Genomic DNA, 20729 nt, shown 5'->3' on the forward strand with positions numbered 1-20729 from the left:
CCCATCCCGTTCACGACCGCGCCGATGCATGCGGGTCTGCCGTTTGAGGGCGCCCCGCAAGGTTGCTACTGCTGAATTTCAACCGTCGCCTCGTGCGCGCCGGACAGGGCCTGGGGCCCGCTTTTGCCCAGAAAGATGCGGCCGGCATCCACTCCGAGCTCCTGCACAAGGTGATTCTTCACAAACTCCGCCCGGGTGGCGGCCAGCCGCACGAGATCGTCGTCGGTGATGCGGATGAGCTCCCTGAGCTTGGCTTCCTGCACTTCCCGGGGGACTTCCTTGTGCATGCCGAAGGCGCCTTTTTCCTTTTCCACCGGTTCTTCCTTGTAGGCGTCCCAGAGCAGTTCCGGGTATTCCTCGTCCGTGATTTCGAGCTCTTCAAGGTTTGTTTTTTCCCGTTCCCTGCGTGGCAGGTCATCAAATTTGATGACCTGCAGCTTACGCATGAACTGTCTCTCGGCCAGGGCCTGCCGGTCGGCGGCAGTATCGGAGTGTCCATGGATGGATATCTTGATCCCCGGGCGCTGGGCCAGAATGTCGGCCAGGGCCTGCATGTTCGGCATGGTCTCGGGCGCGGGCACGGCTAGGCCGGGCGGGAAGGGGAGCTTGTTCAAGTCTTCGCCGCCCCCGTCAGGGACCAGGCTTGCCAGCAGCGAGAAGGGGGAGGCGATGGCCTTGACGATGAGGCCCAGGAAGGCCTGCATGACAATGCCGCCGATGCTGAATTTCGGATCGGTCAAATCGCCCTTGACCGGAAGGTTGATGGTGATGTTGCCGGACATGTCCCGTAAGAGGGCCAGGCCCAGCTTGATCGGGACGTCGGCTGCGTCCGGGGACTCGACCTTGTCGCCCAGTTCGAGCTGGCGGGCTTTTATGGCGTTGCCCATGGACAGTTTGTTTTCCGAGGTGTCCACGCTTATTTCCCAGTCCAGCTGACCGCTCGCGACAGGGTAGGCGATGAATTTCGAGGAGTACGACGACAGCGCGACCAGATCCAGATTGCGCAGGGTCACGATGCTGCTGGCCTCCACAGGGCTCTTGAGCGGCGAGACCCATCCTTTGGCGGTGATGGGCGCGGAGCCGTCGATGATGGCGGTCAGGTCCAGCTCCGTGCGTTTTGCCGGGTCCAGGGAGAATCCGGTCACGGTCAGATCCAGCGGGAATACGATTGACTCGAACTGCGGCGAAAGTGATTTGTCCGCAAAGGAGAATCGGCCTTTTTTGAGGTTCACCGCGCCTATTTCAAGGGCTGTGAGCCCCTCGGATTTTGCGGATGTTTTTGTCGGAGTCTTTTTCTTGGCGGTCGGAGCAATGCGTTCCAGACTGGTTTTGCCCTGCCCGTCGATGACGAAATTGCCTCGCGGTTCGTCCAGGTCGACCTGCGCGATTTTCAAGGCAAGGGGGGAGAGTTGCAGCGCAAGCCTGTTTACGTCCAGGGTTTTGAAGCCGAACAGTTCGGTTCGTGACCTGCCTTCCGTGACCCGCAATCCGTCAACCTGCAGGGAGCCGGAGATCTGGTCCGGGGTTTTGCCGCCCATCCTCCAGTCCAGCTTGCCGCCGAGCCTGCCTGCGGGAATGTCGATGAGGGCAACGTCCGCGGCATAGGCCGAGGCGACGGCCAGGGGTATCCTGGACAGCGTGAGGCTACCCTTGCTGCTCATGGTGGCCGGAACGATATCACCGGAGGCTTTCACTGTCCCCGTTTCCTCCACGCGGCAGGACAGGGTCAGGGGGACGGCCTTGCCGAGGTCAGAGGACAGGCTCTTGGCTGTGAGGGTGATCTGGTCCAGGTCCAGGCGCACGGGTTTTGCCAGAGTCTGGTCTGTGATCGAGACACTGGTTCCGGCCAGGGAAAACTGCTCCACGGCCACCGTCCAGGCTGGCGCCGTAGCTTTGGCCGGGGCTGCCGTCTTGGCAGGCGCTGTCTGTCCGGGCGCAAACAGTTTGGCCAGGTTCAGGTCGCCGTTTGCTTGCCTGACCAGATCAACGGCCAGGTTCAGTTCCACAGGGCCGACCTGTACGGATTGTGCTTTTGTGTCCGCCGTCACCGGTCCCACCTGCAGAGAGGAGATTCTGATCGGAGTCGGAGCGGCCTTGTCCCCGGTCGCCAGGTCAACGCCTTTGAGCGACGCCCCTGCCATGGCGATATTCCAGGCGGCGGGATCGGATTTCGTCTGGCCGGACGAGTCGCTTTTTTTCTTGGCGGGAGCGCCCATGGCGTCCAGCAGTCTTGCCCTGCCCGCCTTGTCGAGGGCGGTGGAGAAGGTCGCTCCGTCCAGGGTCAGCATGCCCGTGCGCATGCTGTTGTCGGCCAGGTTCAGGAAAATATTGTCCAGAGCCGCGCGGCCGAGCTTGATTTCCCCGGCCCCGTCCGCCGCCTTCAGACTCAGGTCGCGAATTTCAAGGGACGAATCTTCAAGGCGCAAAGCCCTGTCCTCGCCATCGATGGCAAAGCGGATACCGGCGTCGGCCTTGGCCGTGGCCAGGGTCAGGGGCAGCGCATCCTTGAAATAGGATGCATAGGAAGGAATATCCAGGTCCCGGACTTCGATCAGGGCCAGCACACGGAAGGGTGAAACGGAAAAAGTCGCGTTGGTGTCGATGGCCTCTCCGTCAGCAGTGCGCATCTGCAGTCCGGCCACAGAGGTTGCATTGAGCGAGGTGTCCAGATCTGTGATGGTCAGGTCCAGCGACTCGATCTCCTTGGTGAAAGAGGTGGTTTCGTCCCTGAAGTGGACGCGGCCGTCCACGAGGCGGATTGTGGGTACCTGCAACAGCAGGGTCCTGGCAGTGTCGCGTCTGGCGGCCGTGGCGTTGTCGATCTCCAGGGCTTCGTTCATGGATGCGTTGCCGGTCACGGCGGCAACTGTCGTGTTGGCGTTAGCGGCGCTGGCATTAGCCGCGTTGGGATCGCCCCCTGCGATGTTGCCGTCCTCCACAGTGATTGGGGCGGACGCGTTTTGCGCTATCGGCGTGCTTGGGGCCGTGGCGTTGGCTGGTGAATCCACCGGGGCATCCGGGGGCACGAAGTAGTGCATCCAGTTCAGGCTCCCGTCCTTGTGGCGCACGACGCGCAGATACGGTTGCTCCAGGACCACGGAGCTCAGCCCGAGCCGCAGATTCAGGATGGAGATGTCGTCCATGACGGCCTCGGTCCTGGCGGCGGTGAGCACGGGTTCCCCGTCGTCGACCAATTCGATGTCGCGTCCCGTGATGGTGCCCTGCAGGGAAAAGGTGGGCAGCGCGTCTTCGAACTGTTCAAAAGCCAGTTTGCTCTCCAGGTTGAGAAAGCCTTTGGAAAGCTGGAGATTTTCTCTGGCCATGGCATAGGCCCAGTATTGGGGCAGCGCGAGGTCGATGACGTTCAAGTCAAATTCGGTTTTGAGAGAGTTGGAAAAGGGGGTGGTCCGCCCTTCGAGGTTGAACGGCGCGCCGTTGGCCCTGAAGGACAGGGTCGGCGTCATGAAGGTTTCCCAGTCTTTTTTGCGTGAGGAAAAGCGGGGCAGGTTGAACTGGATCTGATCCACGACATGGCTCACCCCCCTGGCCTGGTCTTCGAAGGTCAGGGTGCCGTTGCCGATGGTGAAGGGTTCAACGATAAGGGGCAGGAGCATGGGTTCGCCCGTTCTTTCGGGCCCCGGTTCTGCGGATCCGACGGTCAGGTCGGAAAAATTGGTTTGCCCGTCCTGGCCGAGGCGGATATGAATGCGCGGACCATCCACCCGCGCCTCGCGCACGACCAGGGCCAGACGCGGGATGGAACTGAGTTCCAGGTTGGCGTGCAACCTGTCAAAAGCGACAAATTCGCCGGATTCGTCAGGTTCGCGGATGACAAAATCGCTGACATCCGCGGTCATGGCAAAAGGATTGACGCGAATCTCCCCGACGCTGATCTGACGGCTCAAAGCCGGAGCCACTTTCTCGACAAGAACATAGCTGGCGATGCGCGGCAGAAGGAGAAATCCGATGGCGGCATAAAGGGCGACGCAGCATGTTGTTATGGCGAGGGTTTTTTGCCACCAGATTAGATTTTTCCAGGATTCGCGTATGATTTTCATATCGTTCTCCTTTTTGCTATGTCGATACATTTTTATCTAGGCTTTTGGCAAGGACAGGTCGATATAGTAGTAAAGTATGTCTAGATAACCCGGCGCAGAGAAATATTGGAAGTAACAATAAACGAGTAATTTTTAGGTATTCTGTATTATGTTTAGAAATATGCCATTTTTGTATTTGAAAAGAAAAGAGTTTCAAGTGATGTTAAAGGCTCATTTCCTCGCATACGTGCACGATGTGAACACGATTGATAAATTAGATATTAAAAGATATAAAACTTCAGATACAATATTTATTTTAGGATCAGGAAGTTCTATAAATAATATTTCTGATAAGCAGTGGGATTTAATTTCTAAGAATGATAGTTTGGGGTTAAATTTTTGGATTATTCATGATTTTATTTCAACATTTTATTGTTATGAAGAACCGAATAGTTCCGGTGATCGGAAAAATATTTTTTACGATATCTTAAATAAAAAAAAGGATTTGTTGTCTGAAAGGCCATTTATCATCAAAGATTTACTGCCATCTAAAATTTCTTTTGACCGCATTCCTGAAGAATTGAAAAAAAATATTTATTTATCTTTTGATTTTGATATTCCAGCTAAAGGTGATGATGCAGTCATGATGAAATATTTATGGGTTTTGAAAAGTTTGGGGCGACTTCGATACACAGGGAAGATTCGTTGTATTTATAGTATAACTGCATCTCTTTCCTATGCAGTATTTTTTTCTTTATTTATGGGATATAAGAAAGTCGTTTTTTGTGGGATTGATCTTTCTGACTCTTTGTATTTTTATGAAGAAAAAGAAGATTACTATAAAAATAAGGGGATAATTGTTCCGAAAAGCATGCAAAATCCAGGTGTTCATTCGACGGAGGCTAGGAGCCATAAAAAAATTCCGATTTCACATGTTCTTAAGGCTATATACGATTTAGTATCCAAGGAAAATGATATTGAATTGTACGTTGCACAAAATGTTGGGAAACTTTCCAAATATTTTAAAGTTTTTTTTTAATGTGGTGTATAGATATATTTTTTAAACGTGATTATTGGTATCTGATTAGGTTTAGAGGTCTTACAAAATTGCGGTGTGGCAGCCAAAGAATGGGCTAATGCTGGCTCCGATATGGGGTAGCTTGAACAATTTAGCGATTTTTAATCGCAGTTGATGTTAAAAAAAATTCCGCTAACATCCAATCATTCTCCGTATCAATATCCAGGGCCTCATATATCGACTCCATGACGAAGGGTACTGTGCGTTCGGGCAAAAAGCTGTGTCCACTTCTCAACATTTGCGGTGATATCAGGTAAATGGCTCCGTTAAGGGCGTACGCCGCTTCAAGGTCTTGAGATCGCCTTTCGATGCCTTCCCGGCCGAGATAGGGTTCCATACCGGACTTCTTGAGTCGAAAGCACCACGCTGGGTGGACAGGCGCTTTACTGACGCTGACCACCGCGTTGTGCCCCTTCGTCATTTCGTAAAGGGTGACGGCTTTCTTTATGCTTTCGGCAGTACGAAAGGGAGACGTGGGTTGTAGAAGCAGCAATCCGTCCACAGCTCCATATGCCTCTTCATGTCTGTCCAGTTCGTAGAGCGCGACGTCCACGCTGGTTGCTACATCTGTAGCCAGTTGTGGGGGCCGCAAGCCGGGAACGGTTGCTCCGAATTTTTCAGCAGTTGCTGCTATGTTCACATCATCCGTTGAGACGACAATATGAGAACATGCGTTGCTGACGAGTGCCGCACGAATAGTCCAGGCAATGAGGGGTAAGCTGCCAAGAAGCTTTACATTTTTTCCATGGATTCGCTTGGATCCGCCGCGGGCCGGAATGAGTCCCAGAATTTTCATGACAGTGTAAGAAAGCTCCATAGTAGAATTTTCATCATCGTCGGGTGAGTGAACAGCTTCAGGTCGTCTGCCACGGCTTAGTCCTCTTTATCGTGTTTTATTCGCCGGATTCAGGACGCATCTCATTGCGCACTTTTTTGAGATCATCCGGGCGGCCTACGTCCGTCCAGATTTCATGCATAGGATAGGCAATAATCCGCTCGTCGCGGAGTCGGAGCAACTCGAAGATGTCCGGCATGTCGCTGGGTTTTCCGGACGGCACGAGTCGCAGTGCTTCCGCACCAAGAACATAGATGCCTGCATTGACATGAGTTCTGAATACGGGTTTTTCCTCGAAGCCAACAATACTCACGCCATTGGTCTGCACCACTCCAAAAGGGTGCTGCCATTCATGCATGCGAACGGCCATGGTGGCCGCAGCCTGATGGTATATGTGGAAATCGACGATTTCTCCGTAGCGTACATCGGTCAGTACATCTCCGTTGGTGACAACGACGGGTTCCATGGGTTTGGGGTCGAGCAAACCCAAAGCGCCTGCTGTGCCGAGAGGCGTATCCTCGTGCAGGTAGCTTATGCGCACGTCCCATTTTGCCCCATCGCCAAAATAGTCTTCGACCACATGCGCCAGATAGCGGACTGCGAGGACGAAATGCCTGAAACCTTCGTTTTTGGCCCGCTCGATGATGTGTTCGAGCATGGGCTTGCCGGCCACGGGAAGCATTGGCTTAGGGCAGTCTTCCGTGTAGGGAAGCAGTCGGGTACCCATGCCTCCGGCCATGATTACCATGAGGTTTTTCCGCTCCGGTTGCGCGATGATATCGTTCCAGAGGTGCAGCCCCACCACTTTGTGCTGACCGTCGACAACAGGCATTTGTAGCAGTCGGTTCACCCGCATCAGGTGCAGGATCATTTCCCGGCTCATTTCCGGAGGGGCTACCAGCGGGTTGGTGAAGAGAATTTGTTCGATCCCGGTGCGCAGGTCCAGGCCGCGTAGCAGGCCTCGCCGGATGTCGCCGTCGGTGACGGTTCCAAGCAATTTTCCGTGTTCGTCAACAACCATAACTATTTGCAGGGTTGATGCATTCAGGCTCTGGATGGCGTCCTGGATGGTGGAATTTATTGAGAGCAGGGCACTGGACCATGCATGTTTATCCGGATTGGGCATAGGCAGGTCACTTCCTGTCGGGGTGTCGGGTGTTTTTGCGGATCGGGGCGGCCATGACGCATTCGTTGGCGGCCAAGTTTCGTACCAAGGCTGTGCAGGCAGCGACCACAGAGCGTCTGCCTATGCGGATGTTTTGAATGACGGTCGCGCCGCTGCCGACAAAGGCCTGGTCTTCGATGACCACTCCCCCGCATACGGTTGCTCCAGGCGCGATATGCACATGGGCTCCCAGATTGCAGTCATGGTCTACGCTGGCGTTGGTGTTGATCACTGTATTTTCGCCAACGCGGCAGCCTGGTTGTATGACTGCGCCCGCCATGACCTGTACGCCTTCAGAGAGGGTGACGCTTTCGTCGACCCAGGCTCGTGGATGGACCAGCGCTGGGAAACGATAGCCTCTCCGGCGAAGCGACATATGCAGCTGCAAGCGGATTTCGTCATCAAGGCTTGGCCCCACTCCGTTCAGAAGCAGACAACCCTCAGGGCTCCAGTGGCGCAGGATTTCGTCTCCTCCCAGCACGTTCAGCCCGTGCCTCGTCCTGATCTTTTGTTCCGCCAAAACGGGGTCACACAGGCCATGGACCATCAGGCCCAGGGCCCTGGCCAGGGACAGCACGACCTTGGCATGGCCACCAGCCCCAAGCAGGATGTGGGGCCTAAGTTTACTCATGAGCGAGCGCCTCCCCTGCTGTAAAGTGTCTTTTAGCCCGAGTTCCGACGAGACTCCAGAGCTCGTTGGCCTCAATTCCGTGTCCACATCGTGCCGTGGCCAGATCTTCGCGGGTGATGATGGATTCTGCGGGAATGTCCCTGGCTGCGATGACTTGTTGCCTGGCGGCGCGCCGGGTGTCCCACTCGCCAGGTTGAGGAGTCTTGCGGCCACTGCCCATGGCGAGTTCAAGGGCCCGGATGTTCGAAATCATTTGCGTGAGCTCGCTAGGCTCTAGCGAAGCCTTGTGGTCCGGCCCGGGCAAGGTCCGATCAAGAGTGAAGTGTTTCTCGATGATGCACGCTCCCCGGGCCACCGCCGCGACGGGGATGAGCCAGCCTTCGGTATGGTCCGAGTAGCCCACTGGCAGGCCGAAAGAGGTTGCAAGGGTGTCCATCGCCCGCAGATTAACCTCTTCAGGTGGAGTGGGGTATTGAGATGTGCAGTGCAAAAGGCGGATGTGTCCTTCAAGCACCTGTCTGCTCTCCGGTCTACTCCAGTTTTGCCAGATTTCTTCCAGGCTGGATGGCTCCGTCGCATGCATCAGCCCGTGCGCTATGATGGCCAGCGCCCCTTCCACCTCGGCCAGAGTGCCCATGCCTGTGGAAACGACAAGTGGTTTGCCGGTGCGGGCGAAGCGCCAGAGCAGGGGCCCGTTGGTGAGTTCGCCTGAAGGGATCTTGTACAGAGGCAGATCCAGGGTGGTAAGAAAATCGAGGCTTCCGGCATCAAAGGCCGTGGAGAGGAATTGAATGCCTCTGCTCTTGGCATGTGCGTGCAATTCCACGTGCCACTCGCAGGGCAACTCGAGCTTCTTCAGCATCTCGACCTGGGTTTCCGTGGTTCCGGTATTCGCCTTCTGGTAGCCAGCCTTGGGCGCAGAGGACGAAGCCAATTTTTCGGCCTTGAAGGTCTGAAATTTAACGGCATCAGCCCCGGCATCGGCAGCGGCATCGACCAGGGCAAGGGCAAAGTCGCGTCTGCCGTTATGGTTAACTCCGGCTTCCGCAATGATGTATACGTGTTCAGTATGCATGTTCAAGATTGAAAAAGGCTTTCGGTTTAAAGAGGTCTGCGCGTTTGAGCACCTGGGCAATTTGCCGGGCCGTGCGGCCTTGTCCGTAGGGGTTGGACTTTTTGGCGGAAAGCGAGATGTGTTCGGCGGAAAGCGCCTGACTGATGCAAGCGGTGATGGATTGAGCCTGCGGTGCGCAGTGCAGCACCGAGTTTGCCGCCAGCCTGCCCTGCTGCCGTGTTCCGATGTTGACTGTAGGCACGCCAAACGAAGGCGCTTCAATGATGCCGCTGGATGAATTTCCGATAACCGCTGCGGACTCCGCCAATGCGGAAAGGTAGCGCTTGGAGCCCATGGATTGGATGGCCACAACTCTTTCGGGATTGTTGCGGGCATACTCGTTGAGCATGGGGATGAGTGCGCGCCCACCGTTGTCGGCGTTGGGGTATGTCAGAATCGCCTGATGCTCCGGGAAGTGATTGAGGGCGGCCAGGATTTCACCCATGCTCTGCCGAGGGTCCTCATCCAGCAGCGTGACCGGATGGTAGGTGACCATAAAGAAAGGCTTGAGCAGCGGGAAGGAGAGTTCCCGCGCCAGTTCGTCCAGGGAAAGGCGGGGGGTGCGCAGCACGTGCTCAAGTCCCAGCGCACCGACATTGAATACGGTGGAGGGTGCTTCGCCCATCTGAATCACGCGCTTGCGGTATGGCTCCGCAGCCACGAAGTGCAGACTGGACATTTTTGTGATGGCATGGCGAATGGTGTCGTCATAAGCGCCTTCCGTGATCTCACCCCCGTGCAGATGAGCGATGGGGATGCCCAGAATCATCGCGGCTTGCGCTGCGGCCAGCGCTTCAAAACGGTCTCCGAGTATGACCAGAATGTCCGGATTGAGGTTTTGCAGCGAGTCGGCAAGGCCGATGGTGCCGAGTCCCACTGACTTGGCGGTGCCCACCGGGGTGTCCGATGACAGGAGCATTTCCACCTTCGAGTCGATGGAAAAGCCGTCGGCCTCAATATGCCGCCATGTGTCCCCGAATTCTTTGGAAAGATGCATTCCACTGACAATAAGCTGAAGCGTGACAGCCCGGCATCCTTTGAGCTCTTTCAAGAGCCAGTAGAGCAGGCCGTATTCGGCTCTGGAACCGGTGAAAACGGCGATGGTGCGTTTCATGGTATTCTATCCAGTGGCGCGCTGCTCGGCAGGTTGACGATTCTGGCCGAGAGCCATTGCGTCATAGTCAGGTCGTCACGGGGACATTCCTTGAACATGGGTAGCAGGTGCATCGGTTGCCAGACGGGCCGCGTCATGACCCCGGCTGCGGCAGTGGCGTCAAGCAGTGAGTTCCGCTCTTTCTCATCCTCGCAGACAACAGCATTGAGCCAGTAATTCGATCTACAGCCTTCTGGTTCGGTGACAAAGATCAGGCCACTGTTGCTGCTTAGATATGCTGCGTACCGACCAGCCAGTGCCCGTTTGGCGTCCACGAATTGTTCCAGTTGTTCAAGTTGGGCGCAGCCAAGGGCGGCATTGATGTTGGGCAGGCGATAGTTGAACCCTACCTCGTCGTGGAAGAACGCAACGGGGTGGGGCAGCTTGGCTGTTGTGGTCAGATGCTTGGCTCTGGCACCCAACCCCGTTCCGGCCAGAATCATTCCGCCACCGCCTGTGGTGATGATTTTGTTGCCGTTGAAACTCAATGTCCCCAGCAGGCCAAAGGTGCCGGTATGACGCTCATGGTAAAGGCTGCCCAGCGATTCCGCAGCGTCTTCCACGAGGGCAAGACCCCATTGCGCGCAGATGGAGCTCAATCCGTCCAGATCGCACGGATGCCCGAAGGTATGCATGGGCACGCAGGCCCGGATGACGCGCTGCCCGTGTTTTGTTCTGCAGACGCCGTCGCTGTCGAGTCTGGCGTGTTCATCCAGCCAGTTCCCCAAAGCCTTGGGGGAGAGCCCCAAGGTATGTCGATCCACGTCCACAAAGACCGGCTGAGCTCCGCAGTAGCTGATGGCGTTGCAGGTCGCGACAAAAGTAAGCGCCTGCGTGACAACAAGATCGCCCTCAAGGACCCCGGCCAGAATCAGGGCGGCGTGCAGGGCCGCCGTGCCGTTGACCGTGGCCACGGCTTTAGGGCTCCCGGTGTACGAGGCGATATCGTCTTCGAACCGGTTCACAAAAGCGCCGACACTGGAGACAAAGGTCGATTCGATGGTCTCGCTGACGTACTCCTTCTCACGGCCATGAAAAATGGGCGCGTGCAAGGGGATGAAGTCTTTGGATCGATACTGATCGCGGATGAATGTGATGAGTCCGCGAAAAGCCAGGCTGTCAGACATTGTAGATGTTCGCCTTGTATTTCGCCAGGTTTCCGGTTTTTTCAAACCAGTTGATGGTTTCCTGCAGGCCTTCGCGCAGGGAATGCCGGGGCGTGAAGCCGGTCAGTTCCCTGATTCGGGAGTTGTCGCAACAAAGGCGGAAAACCTCGGATTTCTCCGGTCGGATGCGTTTGCCGTCCGTGATGAACTCCACGTCGCTACGCATCAGTTCCTTGATCAGATTGAGGGTTTCCTCAACGGACACTTCAGTGCCGGACCCGATGTTCACGGTTTGCCCAATGGTTTTTTCGCTCCGGGCCAGCGCAAGAAAACCCAGGCACGTGTCTGTCACAAAATTGAAATCGCGCGTCGGGGTCACGTCACCCAGCTTGATTTTTTGAACGCCGTTCGCGATCTGCGTGATGATGGTGGGAATGACGGCCCGGGCCGATTGTCTGGGCCCATAAGTGTTGAACGGGCGCGCAATGGTCACTGGGAGGCTGAAGGCGTTGAAAAAACTCATGGCCATGGCGTCTGCCGCGATTTTGGTCGCGCTGTAGGGGGATTGCGCCTGCAAGGGATGATTTTCGTCGATGGGGACATACTGGGCAGTACCGTATACCTCGCTGGTCGATGTGTGCACCACTCTGCCAACGCTGTTTTCCAGCGCGGCCTGGCAAATATTGAGAGTCCCCTTGATGTTGGTATCGACGTAGCTGTCCGGAGCGACATAGGAATAGGGGATGGCAATCAGCGCGGCCAGATGGAAAACCGTATCGACGCCTTGGGTTATTTTTTTGCAAAAGTGGGGATCGCGGACATCTCCGCTCAATACTTCGATGTCGTTGCGGCAGGCGACATCTTCAAGCCAGCCCCAGTAATTGAAGGAGTTGTATTGCGAGAGGGCTTTGACCTTGTAGCCTTCATGGACAAGCAACTCCACAAGGTGAGAACCTATGAAGCCGTCAGCACCGGTGACAAGAATGGTGTTCATGATAATTCGCTTAAAAAGAAGTTTACGTATGGCAGGTGGCAAAAAGCAACCGCCTGCCCAATTTTGTTGGAAACATTGTTTTTCTTATTGCCTGCGAAGTCAACACGTTCGTTTGCTTCATGTCCTTTTTTGGTTTGAGGGATGGCTTCAGGTACTTGTCAGCATCTCCCCTAGCCCCGAATCGCGGCGGGCCGGGCTCTCTATGGCATCCTTGACCTGCTCAGCCGTGCCCAACAGCGTGAAGCGTTTCTTGGCGCGGGTCAGGGCCGTGTACAGAAGTTCGCGACCCAGGACCGGGCAGGGTTCTTCCGGCAGGATCAGCACGGTGTGTCCGAACTCCGAGCCCTGGCTCTTGTGCACGGTCATGGCGTAACATGTCTCGTGCCTGGGCAGTCGGGCCGGGGAATGGGACTCCAGTCCTTCGGTTCCGGCGAAAAACACCCGCAGGGTCCCCTCCACATGCAAGGCGATGCCCACATCTCCGTTGAACAGTCCCAGATTGTAGTCGTTCTCCAGGATCATGACGGGTCGGCCTGGATACCAGTAGTTGCTGGCCGATTCGTGCAGGGCTTCGCGGGCCAGGCGGTTGAGGGCTTCGGTGCCGCGCGGTCCTTTGCGGACCGGCGAGAGCAGGCGCAGGGTCCCGAAAATCTCGAACGCCCGCGTGGGGTCGGTTGTCCCTCCGAGGCCCCTGAATGCTTCACGCAGAAGCGGCGTCAGCGTGGCCGTCAGGTTCGCTTGCCCAGTGCAGGGCAACATCTCCAGATCAGTCCGTCCTTCAACCAGCAGTTCGCCGGCCATCTGGGCCTGACCGTCGCGAATGAGCGTGCTCAAGGCTGCGATGCCGCTGTGCTGGCCGAAGCGCCAGCTTTTCTTCAGTTCCACTACATGGTCGGTCAACGGGACTGGAATCCCAGTCGCAGTCAGTCCCTGAGCGCCGGCTTTGGCGGCGTAAGCTGTAAAATCCGGCGAGAAGGCGTTTACGATGTCCTCCCGGCAGAGATTGGCCAGGACGGCTCCGGCCTCCACCGAGGCCAATTGGTTGCGGTCCCCTAGGAGCACCAGACTCGCCTCGTCTGGCAAGGCATCCATGAGCCGCGCGGCCAGTTCCAAGTCCAGCATGGAGGCTTCGTCCACGACAAGCATATCGAGCGGCAAGGGGTTGCCTTGGCAGTGGCGGAAGCCTCCGGAACTCCAGCCCAGCAAGCGGTGCACTGTCTGGGCGCCTTGTGCGAGGCACGCATTCAGTTCAGGCAGCTGGCTGCCCTCGGGAAAGGCTTCGGCCAGAGCTTCGGTCATGCGCGAGGCCGCCTTGCCCGTGGGCGCGGCCAGGCGGATGCGAAAATTCGCGCCAGTGTGCATGCGGGACGCCAAGGCCAGGATGCGGGCTACGGTTGTGGTTTTGCCCGTGCCGGGGCCGCCGGAGATGACGCAGAGGCGGCTGCGCAGGGCCGCAAAGCAGGCCACGTCCTGCCAGTCGGTTTCGTCGCCCTTGGTCTTGAAGATGTCGGGCAGCAGGTCTGCCGGGATGTCCCGGGGCGGCGCGCCAGCCAGACGCATGAAGGCGCGGGCCAGGGCCTCTTCGTCGCGGAAGAAGCGGGAGAAATACAGGCGCTCGCCGTCCAGAATGAGCGGCAGCCCGGAACCCGGCGCACCGACAACACCCGTCAACTGGCAGGCGTGCGTCCCGTCCAGGCCCAGGGCGGCCAGCCGTTCGCGGACGCCCTCGTCGCCGAGGTGCAGGCAGACGTGCCCCTCGCGCACGGCCAGGGAAACGAGGGCGGTCAAACCGGCCACGAGGTTGGCGTGTCCTTCCCGGGCCAGGGAGGCGGCAAAGCGGGCCTGGTAAAGGTCGGCCTCGGAAAAGAGGGTGCTGGCCGCAAGTCGGGGCAGGATGGCGGGGCTGGCGAACATCAGCGTTTCTCCGTGTCGATGAGGGCCTTGTCCAGCGCATCCAGAAAGCGCGGATCTGGACGGTTCGCGTGAACACCCTGGCCCGGCGTTTGCGGATCTATGCCGCGCAGGAAGACGTACCGCACGCCGCCGAATTCCTTTTCATAGTCGAACCCGGGCTTGCGCAGAGCGAGGTGGCGCTTCAGGGCCAGGCAGTAGAGGTGGTACTGCAGGAAGTAGTGACTGCCGGCCATGGCCGCGTGCAGGGCGTCCGGGGTGTAGTGGCCGGGAGTGGGGCCGAGCCAGTTGGATTTCCAGTCGAGGAGATAAAACTTCCGGCCGCTGCGCACGACCAGATCCATGAACCCGGTCATGAAACCACGGCGCGGCTCGAAGCGCAGATTGCCCATGCGTTCCGGCAGGTCCGGCGGCAGAAGTCCGGCCGAATCCCGGTACACGGCTGCCAGGGTCTCGCGGGTCACGGGGCGCAGGGGGAAGAGGAACTCCATCTCGACCAGCTTGTCCTTCTGTTCGATGCCTCCCAGCTGCAACCCTTCTCCCAGATCCGCGTGCAGGACCCGTTTGACCATGTCATGGACAGTTTGATGCCAGGCCGGGTCGAAGCCGTACGCGGCCAGCGCCTCGGTCACGGCGGCGGGGATGGTGATCTCGTCCGCGAAATCGATGCGCTCGAAAATCCTGTGCAGGCACGAGCCGGCGGCGGCGCCGCACGGAAAATTCGCCATGGACCATTCGTCCGCGGCCTGGCCGGACGCATCAACCTCGTCCAGGCCTGGCCGCGCCCCGTGCTCCATGCCGCGGGTCAGGCCGGTGAAGCTCGCCAGCCCGAAGCCGGAGCCCAGGACGCGATCCCAGTTGCGGCATCGCAGGTCAGGGGCATGGGTGAACTGCGGCGGTCCCTGCTTGGGTTCGGCGTCGGGCAGTTCCGCGACCTCGATGTCGTCGTTGGCCAGTACACGCAGGTCCGCGCAGACCATGTCCTCATCGACGGTTTCCCAGCTCAGGGTGCTATTTTCGTCGGCGCGATGCCCGTGGAACAACCATGCCGCGCCCGAGGTCTCGGCCTCGTTGATGCGTCCCCAGATCGCGTAGCAGCGGCACTTGGCGCGGGTCAGGGCCACGTACAGCAGCCGCACGCGCTCGGCCTGCGCCTCGGACAGGGCCTGGCCTATCCGCCTTGGCAGTTCCTCCGTGCCCAGGTCCAGGAGCAGTCCGTCTTCGTGGACCAGTGCCCGGTCCTCGGGGCATCTGGCCCGGCCAAAGATGAAGGGGCAGAAGACCACTGGGTATTGCAGCCCCTTGCTCTTGTGAATGGTCACTATCTGGACCGCGTCGCGGTCCGTGTCCAGTCGCAGCTGGGACTCCTCGGTGCCTTCGGTGCCAAGACGGCGGGCGAACCAGGTCAGCAGCGCGTGCATGGCCGCGCCCGACTCGCGTTCCCGGCTGTGGAGCAGCTCCAGACAGTGCAGGACGTTGGTCATGCGCCTCTCTCCGTCAGGCAGGGAGACAAGGCGTTTCCGCACATCTTGGCCTGCGAAGAGGCGGCGCACGGCGGCCATGACGCCCCGGCGGTCCCACAACTCCCGACAGGCGAGGAAGCGTTCGAACCACTCCTCGAGTTTTTCGCCGTCCTCGTCGATGAGCGCGAGATCCGGGGCCGTAAGGCCGATCATGGGCGCGGCCAGGGCCGTGCGCAGGGCCGCCGGGCGCTGGCATTCGGCCATGCCGCGCAGCACGGACAGAAGCTCCGACGCCTCGGGGCTGGCGAAGACCGACGAGGTGTGGGTCACAACGCTCGGGATGCGAAGCGCGCCAAGGGCCTGGTGGATGGCCTCGCCCTGGGCGTGGGTCTCGACCAGGACGGCGATGTCTCCGGGCAGGAGCGGCGCGTCGCCGATGCGGATGCGCCCCTCGGCCGCGCCCCGCAGCAGGCGGCTGATCTCGGCGGCCACGGCCCGGCAGATACGCGGCGCGAGCGCCCCTTTGGCCAGGGGCTTGTCCGCGCTTTTGACCTGCCAGAGGACCATGGGCGCGGGTGTTTGTCCGTCTTCACGGAAGCGGTCCCGCTCTTTGTCCGGGGCGCTCACAGGCTGATAGGCGATTTTCGGGTCCAGGAAGGGCCGTGGATTGTCAGGTCTGAAAAACAGGCGGTTCACGGCCGCGATGAGCTCCGGCGTGGAGCGGTAGTTGACGCCCAGCGTCATGCCTCGCTCGCAGCTGTCGGCCGCGGTAAGGTAAGTGTGCAGGTCCGCGCCCCGGAAGGAGTAGATGGCCTGCTTGGGGTCGCCGATGAGGAACAGGCTGTTCTCCCCGTCGCCGGTGGCGAAGAGGGTGCGGAATATGTCGTACTGCAGTCCGTCGGTGTCCTGGAACTCGTCGATGAGGGCCGCTCGGTACTGGGTCCGCGCCGCAGCGACCAGCTCGGGGCTGGCCAGGGCGGCGTGCATGTTCCGCAGCAGGTCGTCGAAACCCAGCACGTTGCGACGCCGCTTGAGCTCGTCCAGTCGCGCCGTCACGCCCGAGAGGAACGCATGGCGCAGATGGACCACGAAGGGTCCCAGCAGGTGCCGCAAGGCCTCGACTTGGTCCAGGATATTCTGGATCTCGTCGAACAGCCGGTGCTCCGGGGCGGTGAAGGCCTTCTTGGTCATGCCCTGCACGTAGGTCGAGGTCAGTTCGCCGAGGGCCTTGAGCTGCTCCTTGGCATCGAGCCTCGGGTCGTTAAGGAAATCGCGCGTTGCTTTCAGACGCTGATCCAGCTTCTGCGGCGAGAATTGGCGTGCGTTGAAGTTGTCCGCCCGGGCCAGCAGGAGCGTTCGGACTTCAGGTTCCATGACTGACCAGGACGCTTTGAGCCTTTCGCATGCCTCCCGCACTGCCCGGTCCAGGGGCGCGGGGTCCGGCGCGAGGGTGCCCGGCACAATGCGGATGCGCTGGCCCAGGAAGGGCAGGCCGGACATTTCCGTGAGATGGTCCGGGGTCAGCTGCTTGCGTACTTCCGTGCCGGTTAGACCGCCAAGGGGCAGGATGTGACTGCGCCAGAAATCCACGCAGACTTGGCGGCGCAGGTCCGAGAGGTCCGGCTCGAGCTGCGTGTCGAAGAGGGCCGAGCACTCGAAGCCGTTGCGTCCCAGCATGCGCTGGCAGAAGCCGTGGATGGTGAAGATCTGGGCCAGGTCGAAGTTGCGCAGGGCGAGTTCCAGGCGTCGGGCGGCATCAGTGCCGCCAAAACGGGCCAGGAGATCCCATTCCAGTTCTTCGTCGGCCTCCAGTTCACCGGCCAGCACCCCGGCCACGTCGGACAGCCGTTTGCGAATCCGCCCGCGCAGTTCCTCGGTGGCCGCGTCCGTGAAGGTAACCACCAGGATCTGGTCTACGGTCAGGTTCTTCTCCAGCAGTAGGCGCACGAAGAGGCCGGTCAGGGTGTAGGTCTTGCCGGTGCCGGCGCTGGCCTCGATGAGGGTCGTGCCGTCCAGGGGAGCGGTGCAGAGGTCCATGGGCTCCATCACTCGGCACCTCCCAGAATGGGGCCGTAAATTTCTTCGGCCACGTCCGCGAAACGCTCCCAGTCCGGTTCGGTGTCGCGGAAGAGGAAGGCCAGATGCGGGTCGTCGCGTTCGGGACTGACCATGTAGCCGCCTTCCCACTGGCGCATGGCCTGCATCAATGCCTCGGGGCGCTCCTTGGGCTTGCGGCCCGTAAAGCGGGCCTCGGCGAAGGCCAGGGAGGTCCGTGGGAAGAGATGGATGGGGGCGCGCATGCCCCGCGTGTAGAGTCGCAGTAACCCTTCGAGGAGGTTCCGGGCGTTCGGGGCCTCTGGTGCGGGGAAGCAGTCATCGGTGCCGATGTGCATGGACTGGACGGCATGGCCCGTGGCCGAGGCGGCCAGATGGCGGACCCACAGGCGGAGCATGTCCGAGCTTTTGGTCTTGGCCGGGCGGCAGGTCACGAAGCGGTCGCCGTGGAGGTCGATGCGGCCCGTCAGGGTGATGCGGCCCAAGGGCAGCTTCAGGTCGAGGCGCAAGGGTTTTTCGTCGCCGATGACGGCCCGTGCCTGATCGGCCAGGGCGCGGATTTGGGAGCAGAGCTTGCGGCTCGCGTCTGTCCCGGCCTGGCCCGGAGGCAGGAGCTGCCAGGCCAGGAGCAGCCCCTCCAGATTGGCGGCGGGCTCGTCCAGGGCCGTGCGCAGAAGGTCCTGCAGGGGACCGTAGGCTTCAAGGCCCGTGGGCGTGGCCAGGGGTTCCTCGTCCAGAAAATCGTCCTCGCCTCCGGTCGGGTCGATGCGCAGGGCGCGCAGCAGGTGGCGGCAGGGGTGGGTCAGGAAGCGCGTCAGCTCTTCGATGTCGATCTCGATCTCCTGCTCTGCATGTGCACCTTCAAGAGTACTGGCTTCGGGGAAGAATTGCCTGGACTGATGCTCGGCAAACAGCGCCTGCGCCGCGTCACGGTTTTGGGCCGAATAGGAAAAGATGGGCGACCCTGCGCTGAAATAGTCAGGATGGAAGGCCTGGAGCTTGTGCTTGAAAACAATGGCCTCCGACGGCGTTAGGCCATCAACCGTGCAGCCCCTGTCCAGGAAATCGAGCAGTTCCGAGACCAGGACCGAGGGTGGGGCCTCAAGGTTGTCGGACTGGGACAGGCCGGGGTAGGTCAGGATGAGGTTGTCCCGGGCCGAGATGATGCTCTCCAGGAACAGGTAGCGGTCGTCTTCGCGATGGCTGCGGTCGCCGGGACGGGGGCGGGCGGCCATGAGGTCGAAGCCCAGGGGTATGTCCTGGCGTGGGAAGGCCGTGCTGGTCAGGCCCGTCAGGCAGATGACCCGAAAGGGGATGGAGCGCATTGGTTTCAGGCCGCAGAAGGTCAGGCCCGAGGCCAGGAAGCCCGACTCGCCGCCGCTCTCGTCCAGGCGCTTGCGGATGAGGTAGAGCATGGTTCGTGCGTCGGCCTCGAAATCGCCCATGTCGCGGGTCAGGTCGGTCACGGCCTTGCGGATGGCCAGCAGGTGCTCGGCCTGGGCGGGGTCCTGGGGGAAGAAGGCATCCAGGATCCACAGCAGGCAGTCCTGCCAGTCGGCTGGCGTACGCGTGTCCCGCAGCCTGGACCACAGGGTGGCGAGTTCGTCGATCCAGGCTGTCACGCGGCCCAGCAGCTCCTGCTCGGCCGAGCCGCGCAGCGCCAGAGGGGCGATGCCGCCCAGCGGGTCCGCCGCGCCGGTCATGTACCCGAGGTACAGGCGGGACAGGCCGCTCTCCCAAGTGTTCTGACCGAAATCCCCCAGGCCCGCCTTCCTGCGGAAATCCAGGTCCAGCCCCCAGCGCACGCCCGATGCGCGCACCCATTCCAACACTCGCTGCGTATCGGACGCATCCAGGCCCAGTCGTTGCCGCACTGGCGGGGCTTCGAGCAGGGCGCAGACGCGCGATGCTTCGAAACGGTGCTGTCCGAACTCAAGCAACTCCAGAAAGAGGCGGATGGTTTCGGCGGCCTTGGTGGGTTTGCGGTCGGAGATGGAGAATGGGATGCCGTCCTCGCCGGCAGTCCCGAACACGGCCTGGATGACCGGAGCGTACCTCTCGATGTCCGGGTTCATGACAAGGATGTCCTGTGGCGAGAGGGACGTGTCTTTGGCCAGGAGGTCGAGGATCAGGTCTTTGAGGATCTCCATCTCGCGCAAGGGACTGTGGCAGCAGTGGACCTGGATGGAGGTGTCGGAGAAGTCCGTCTTTTCCTCGCGAACGTCCAGATCAAGAAGGTCGGCCTGGAGTTGTCCGAGCATGGTATCCCCGACTGGCTCCTCGTACAGCCCCGTTTCCAGCGCGTCCCGTTCCATCAGCAGTTCCAGAAATTCTTTTCCCACCGCGCCGAGACCTGCCAGCGGCATTGCGTCCTCGGGTCGTTCCGGGGAGGCGTGTTCTCCGGCACGGTAGGCGCGCCGACGTTCCCGATGAGTCAGAAGATCGCCCCAGTATTTTTGGCAAGGGCTGAGTAGGAAGACATGCACTTGGCTGTGCCTGGACAAGGCTTTCAGAAGATCCAGATAGACCGGCGGCAGGGTCGGTATTCCGAAGACGCAGACGCGCGACGGAAGATCGGGCAGGGAAGTGCCCTTTTCCAGACTGGCGATAGCCCGCCGCAGCAGCGCCGCGCGATGCTCTCCGCCCATGTCCCGGATCAGTTCCCTCCAAAGTCTGGCCTGCCAGGCTTCGCTGGCGACGTGACCGGGCAGGAGAAAATTCCCGCTCGGTTCATGGTTCTCCCAGCGTGCGGCCCATTCCGGGCGGAAGATGAGGTACTGGTCGAAATGATAGGCGATGCGCTCGGCCAACTGCACGGACCTGAGCTCCGAATCCTCCTGTACGTAACGCGCCAGCGGCGCGAACTCCGGCTCGTCCAGCAGCCCGCGCAGCAGGTGCGTGATGCGCCACAGCATGCGTTCCTGACTGAGCGGGTATTCACGTGGCAGGTCGGCCCGCAGTTCTCGGCAGAGCGCATAGGCGAAGCCAACGGGAAAGGGGAAGCGGGTATTGGCACAGACCCCGTGCCGGCGGGCCAGCTGCATGGAGACCCAGCGCTGCATGCCGCCGGACTGGACCAAAATGGTCTCAGGCTCCATGGGGTCCAGCGGAGTTTTCAGGACCTCGGCCAGCAGTTCGGCCAGGTTTTCCAGGCGGTTGGAGGCGTGGAGGAGAAAGCCTTCCATGA

12 protein-coding genes are annotated in these 20729 nt (G+C 59.8%); 1 reads left to right on the forward strand and 11 read right to left on the reverse strand.

All coding sequences use genetic code 11. From position 1 onward, the window contains the following. Positions 1-65: 65 nt before the first annotated feature. Complete coding sequence (locus tag DBAC_RS01880; protein WP_012805574.1) at positions 66-4058, reverse strand: DUF748 domain-containing protein; 3993 nt, start codon at positions 4056-4058, stop codon at positions 66-68. A gap of 235 nt (positions 4059-4293) precedes the next feature. Here DBAC_RS01880 and DBAC_RS01885 point away from each other — a divergent pair, with 235 nt between their 5' ends. Continuing rightward, complete coding sequence (locus DBAC_RS01885) at positions 4294-5076, forward strand: hypothetical protein (RefSeq protein WP_143890748.1); 783 nt, start codon at positions 4294-4296, stop codon at positions 5074-5076. A 130-nt stretch (positions 5077-5206) separates the two neighbouring features. Here the strand turns inward: DBAC_RS01885 and DBAC_RS01890 are convergent, their stop codons facing one another. The 10 genes from DBAC_RS01890 to recC form a co-directional block, all read right to left on the reverse strand. After that, the gene (locus tag DBAC_RS01890) at positions 5207-5911 is read right to left on the reverse strand and encodes an acylneuraminate cytidylyltransferase family protein (protein ID WP_012805576.1); all 705 of its coding nucleotides are present in this window, start codon (positions 5909-5911) and stop codon (positions 5207-5209) included. Between the two features lie 97 nt (positions 5912-6008). After that, on the reverse strand, positions 6009-7076 hold the full coding sequence (locus DBAC_RS01895; protein ID WP_012805577.1) for a nucleotidyltransferase family protein: 1068 nt from the start codon (positions 7074-7076) through the stop codon (positions 6009-6011). Positions 7077-7083: 7 nt separating this feature from the next. Then, entirely contained in the window at positions 7084-7746 is a 663-nt protein-coding gene (locus DBAC_RS01900) for an acetyltransferase (protein ID WP_012805578.1), read from the reverse strand. Next, positions 7739-8821 carry an N-acetylneuraminate synthase gene (gene neuB, locus DBAC_RS01905; protein ID WP_012805579.1) on the reverse strand — a complete coding sequence of 361 codons (1083 nt, stop codon included), beginning with the start codon at positions 8819-8821 and terminating at the stop codon, positions 7739-7741. The genes DBAC_RS01900 and neuB overlap by 8 nt, the downstream gene beginning before the upstream one ends. Beyond that, positions 8811-9974, reverse strand: coding sequence for a UDP-N-acetylglucosamine 2-epimerase (gene neuC / locus DBAC_RS01910; RefSeq protein ID WP_012805580.1), 1164 nt, complete (start codon positions 9972-9974; stop codon positions 8811-8813). Before neuC ends, neuB begins: the two co-directional genes overlap by 11 nt. After that, positions 9971-11140 carry a LegC family aminotransferase gene (locus DBAC_RS01915; protein WP_012805581.1) on the reverse strand — a complete coding sequence of 390 codons (1170 nt, stop codon included), beginning with the start codon at positions 11138-11140 and terminating at the stop codon, positions 9971-9973. Before DBAC_RS01915 ends, neuC begins: the two co-directional genes overlap by 4 nt. Beyond that, positions 11133-12113 carry an NAD-dependent 4,6-dehydratase LegB gene (locus DBAC_RS01920; RefSeq protein WP_012805582.1) on the reverse strand — a complete coding sequence of 327 codons (981 nt, stop codon included), beginning with the start codon at positions 12111-12113 and terminating at the stop codon, positions 11133-11135. Before DBAC_RS01920 ends, DBAC_RS01915 begins: the two co-directional genes overlap by 8 nt. A gap of 147 nt (positions 12114-12260) precedes the next feature. After that, on the reverse strand, positions 12261-14027 hold the full coding sequence (recD, locus tag DBAC_RS01925) for an exodeoxyribonuclease V subunit alpha (RefSeq protein WP_012805583.1): 1767 nt from the start codon (positions 14025-14027) through the stop codon (positions 12261-12263). After that, a complete protein-coding gene (gene recB / locus DBAC_RS01930; protein WP_012805584.1) occupies positions 14027-17533 on the reverse strand; it encodes an exodeoxyribonuclease V subunit beta in 3507 nt (1168 codons plus the stop codon). The genes recD and recB overlap by 1 nt, the downstream gene beginning before the upstream one ends. Beyond that, entirely contained in the window at positions 17533-20727 is a 3195-nt protein-coding gene (gene recC, locus DBAC_RS01935; protein ID WP_012805585.1) for an exodeoxyribonuclease V subunit gamma, read from the reverse strand. The genes recB and recC overlap by 1 nt, the downstream gene beginning before the upstream one ends. Positions 20728-20729 lie beyond the last annotated feature (2 nt).

This window comes from Desulfomicrobium baculatum DSM 4028, assembly GCF_000023225.1.
Taxonomy (GTDB): Bacteria; Desulfobacterota; Desulfovibrionia; order Desulfovibrionales; family Desulfomicrobiaceae; genus Desulfomicrobium; species Desulfomicrobium baculatum.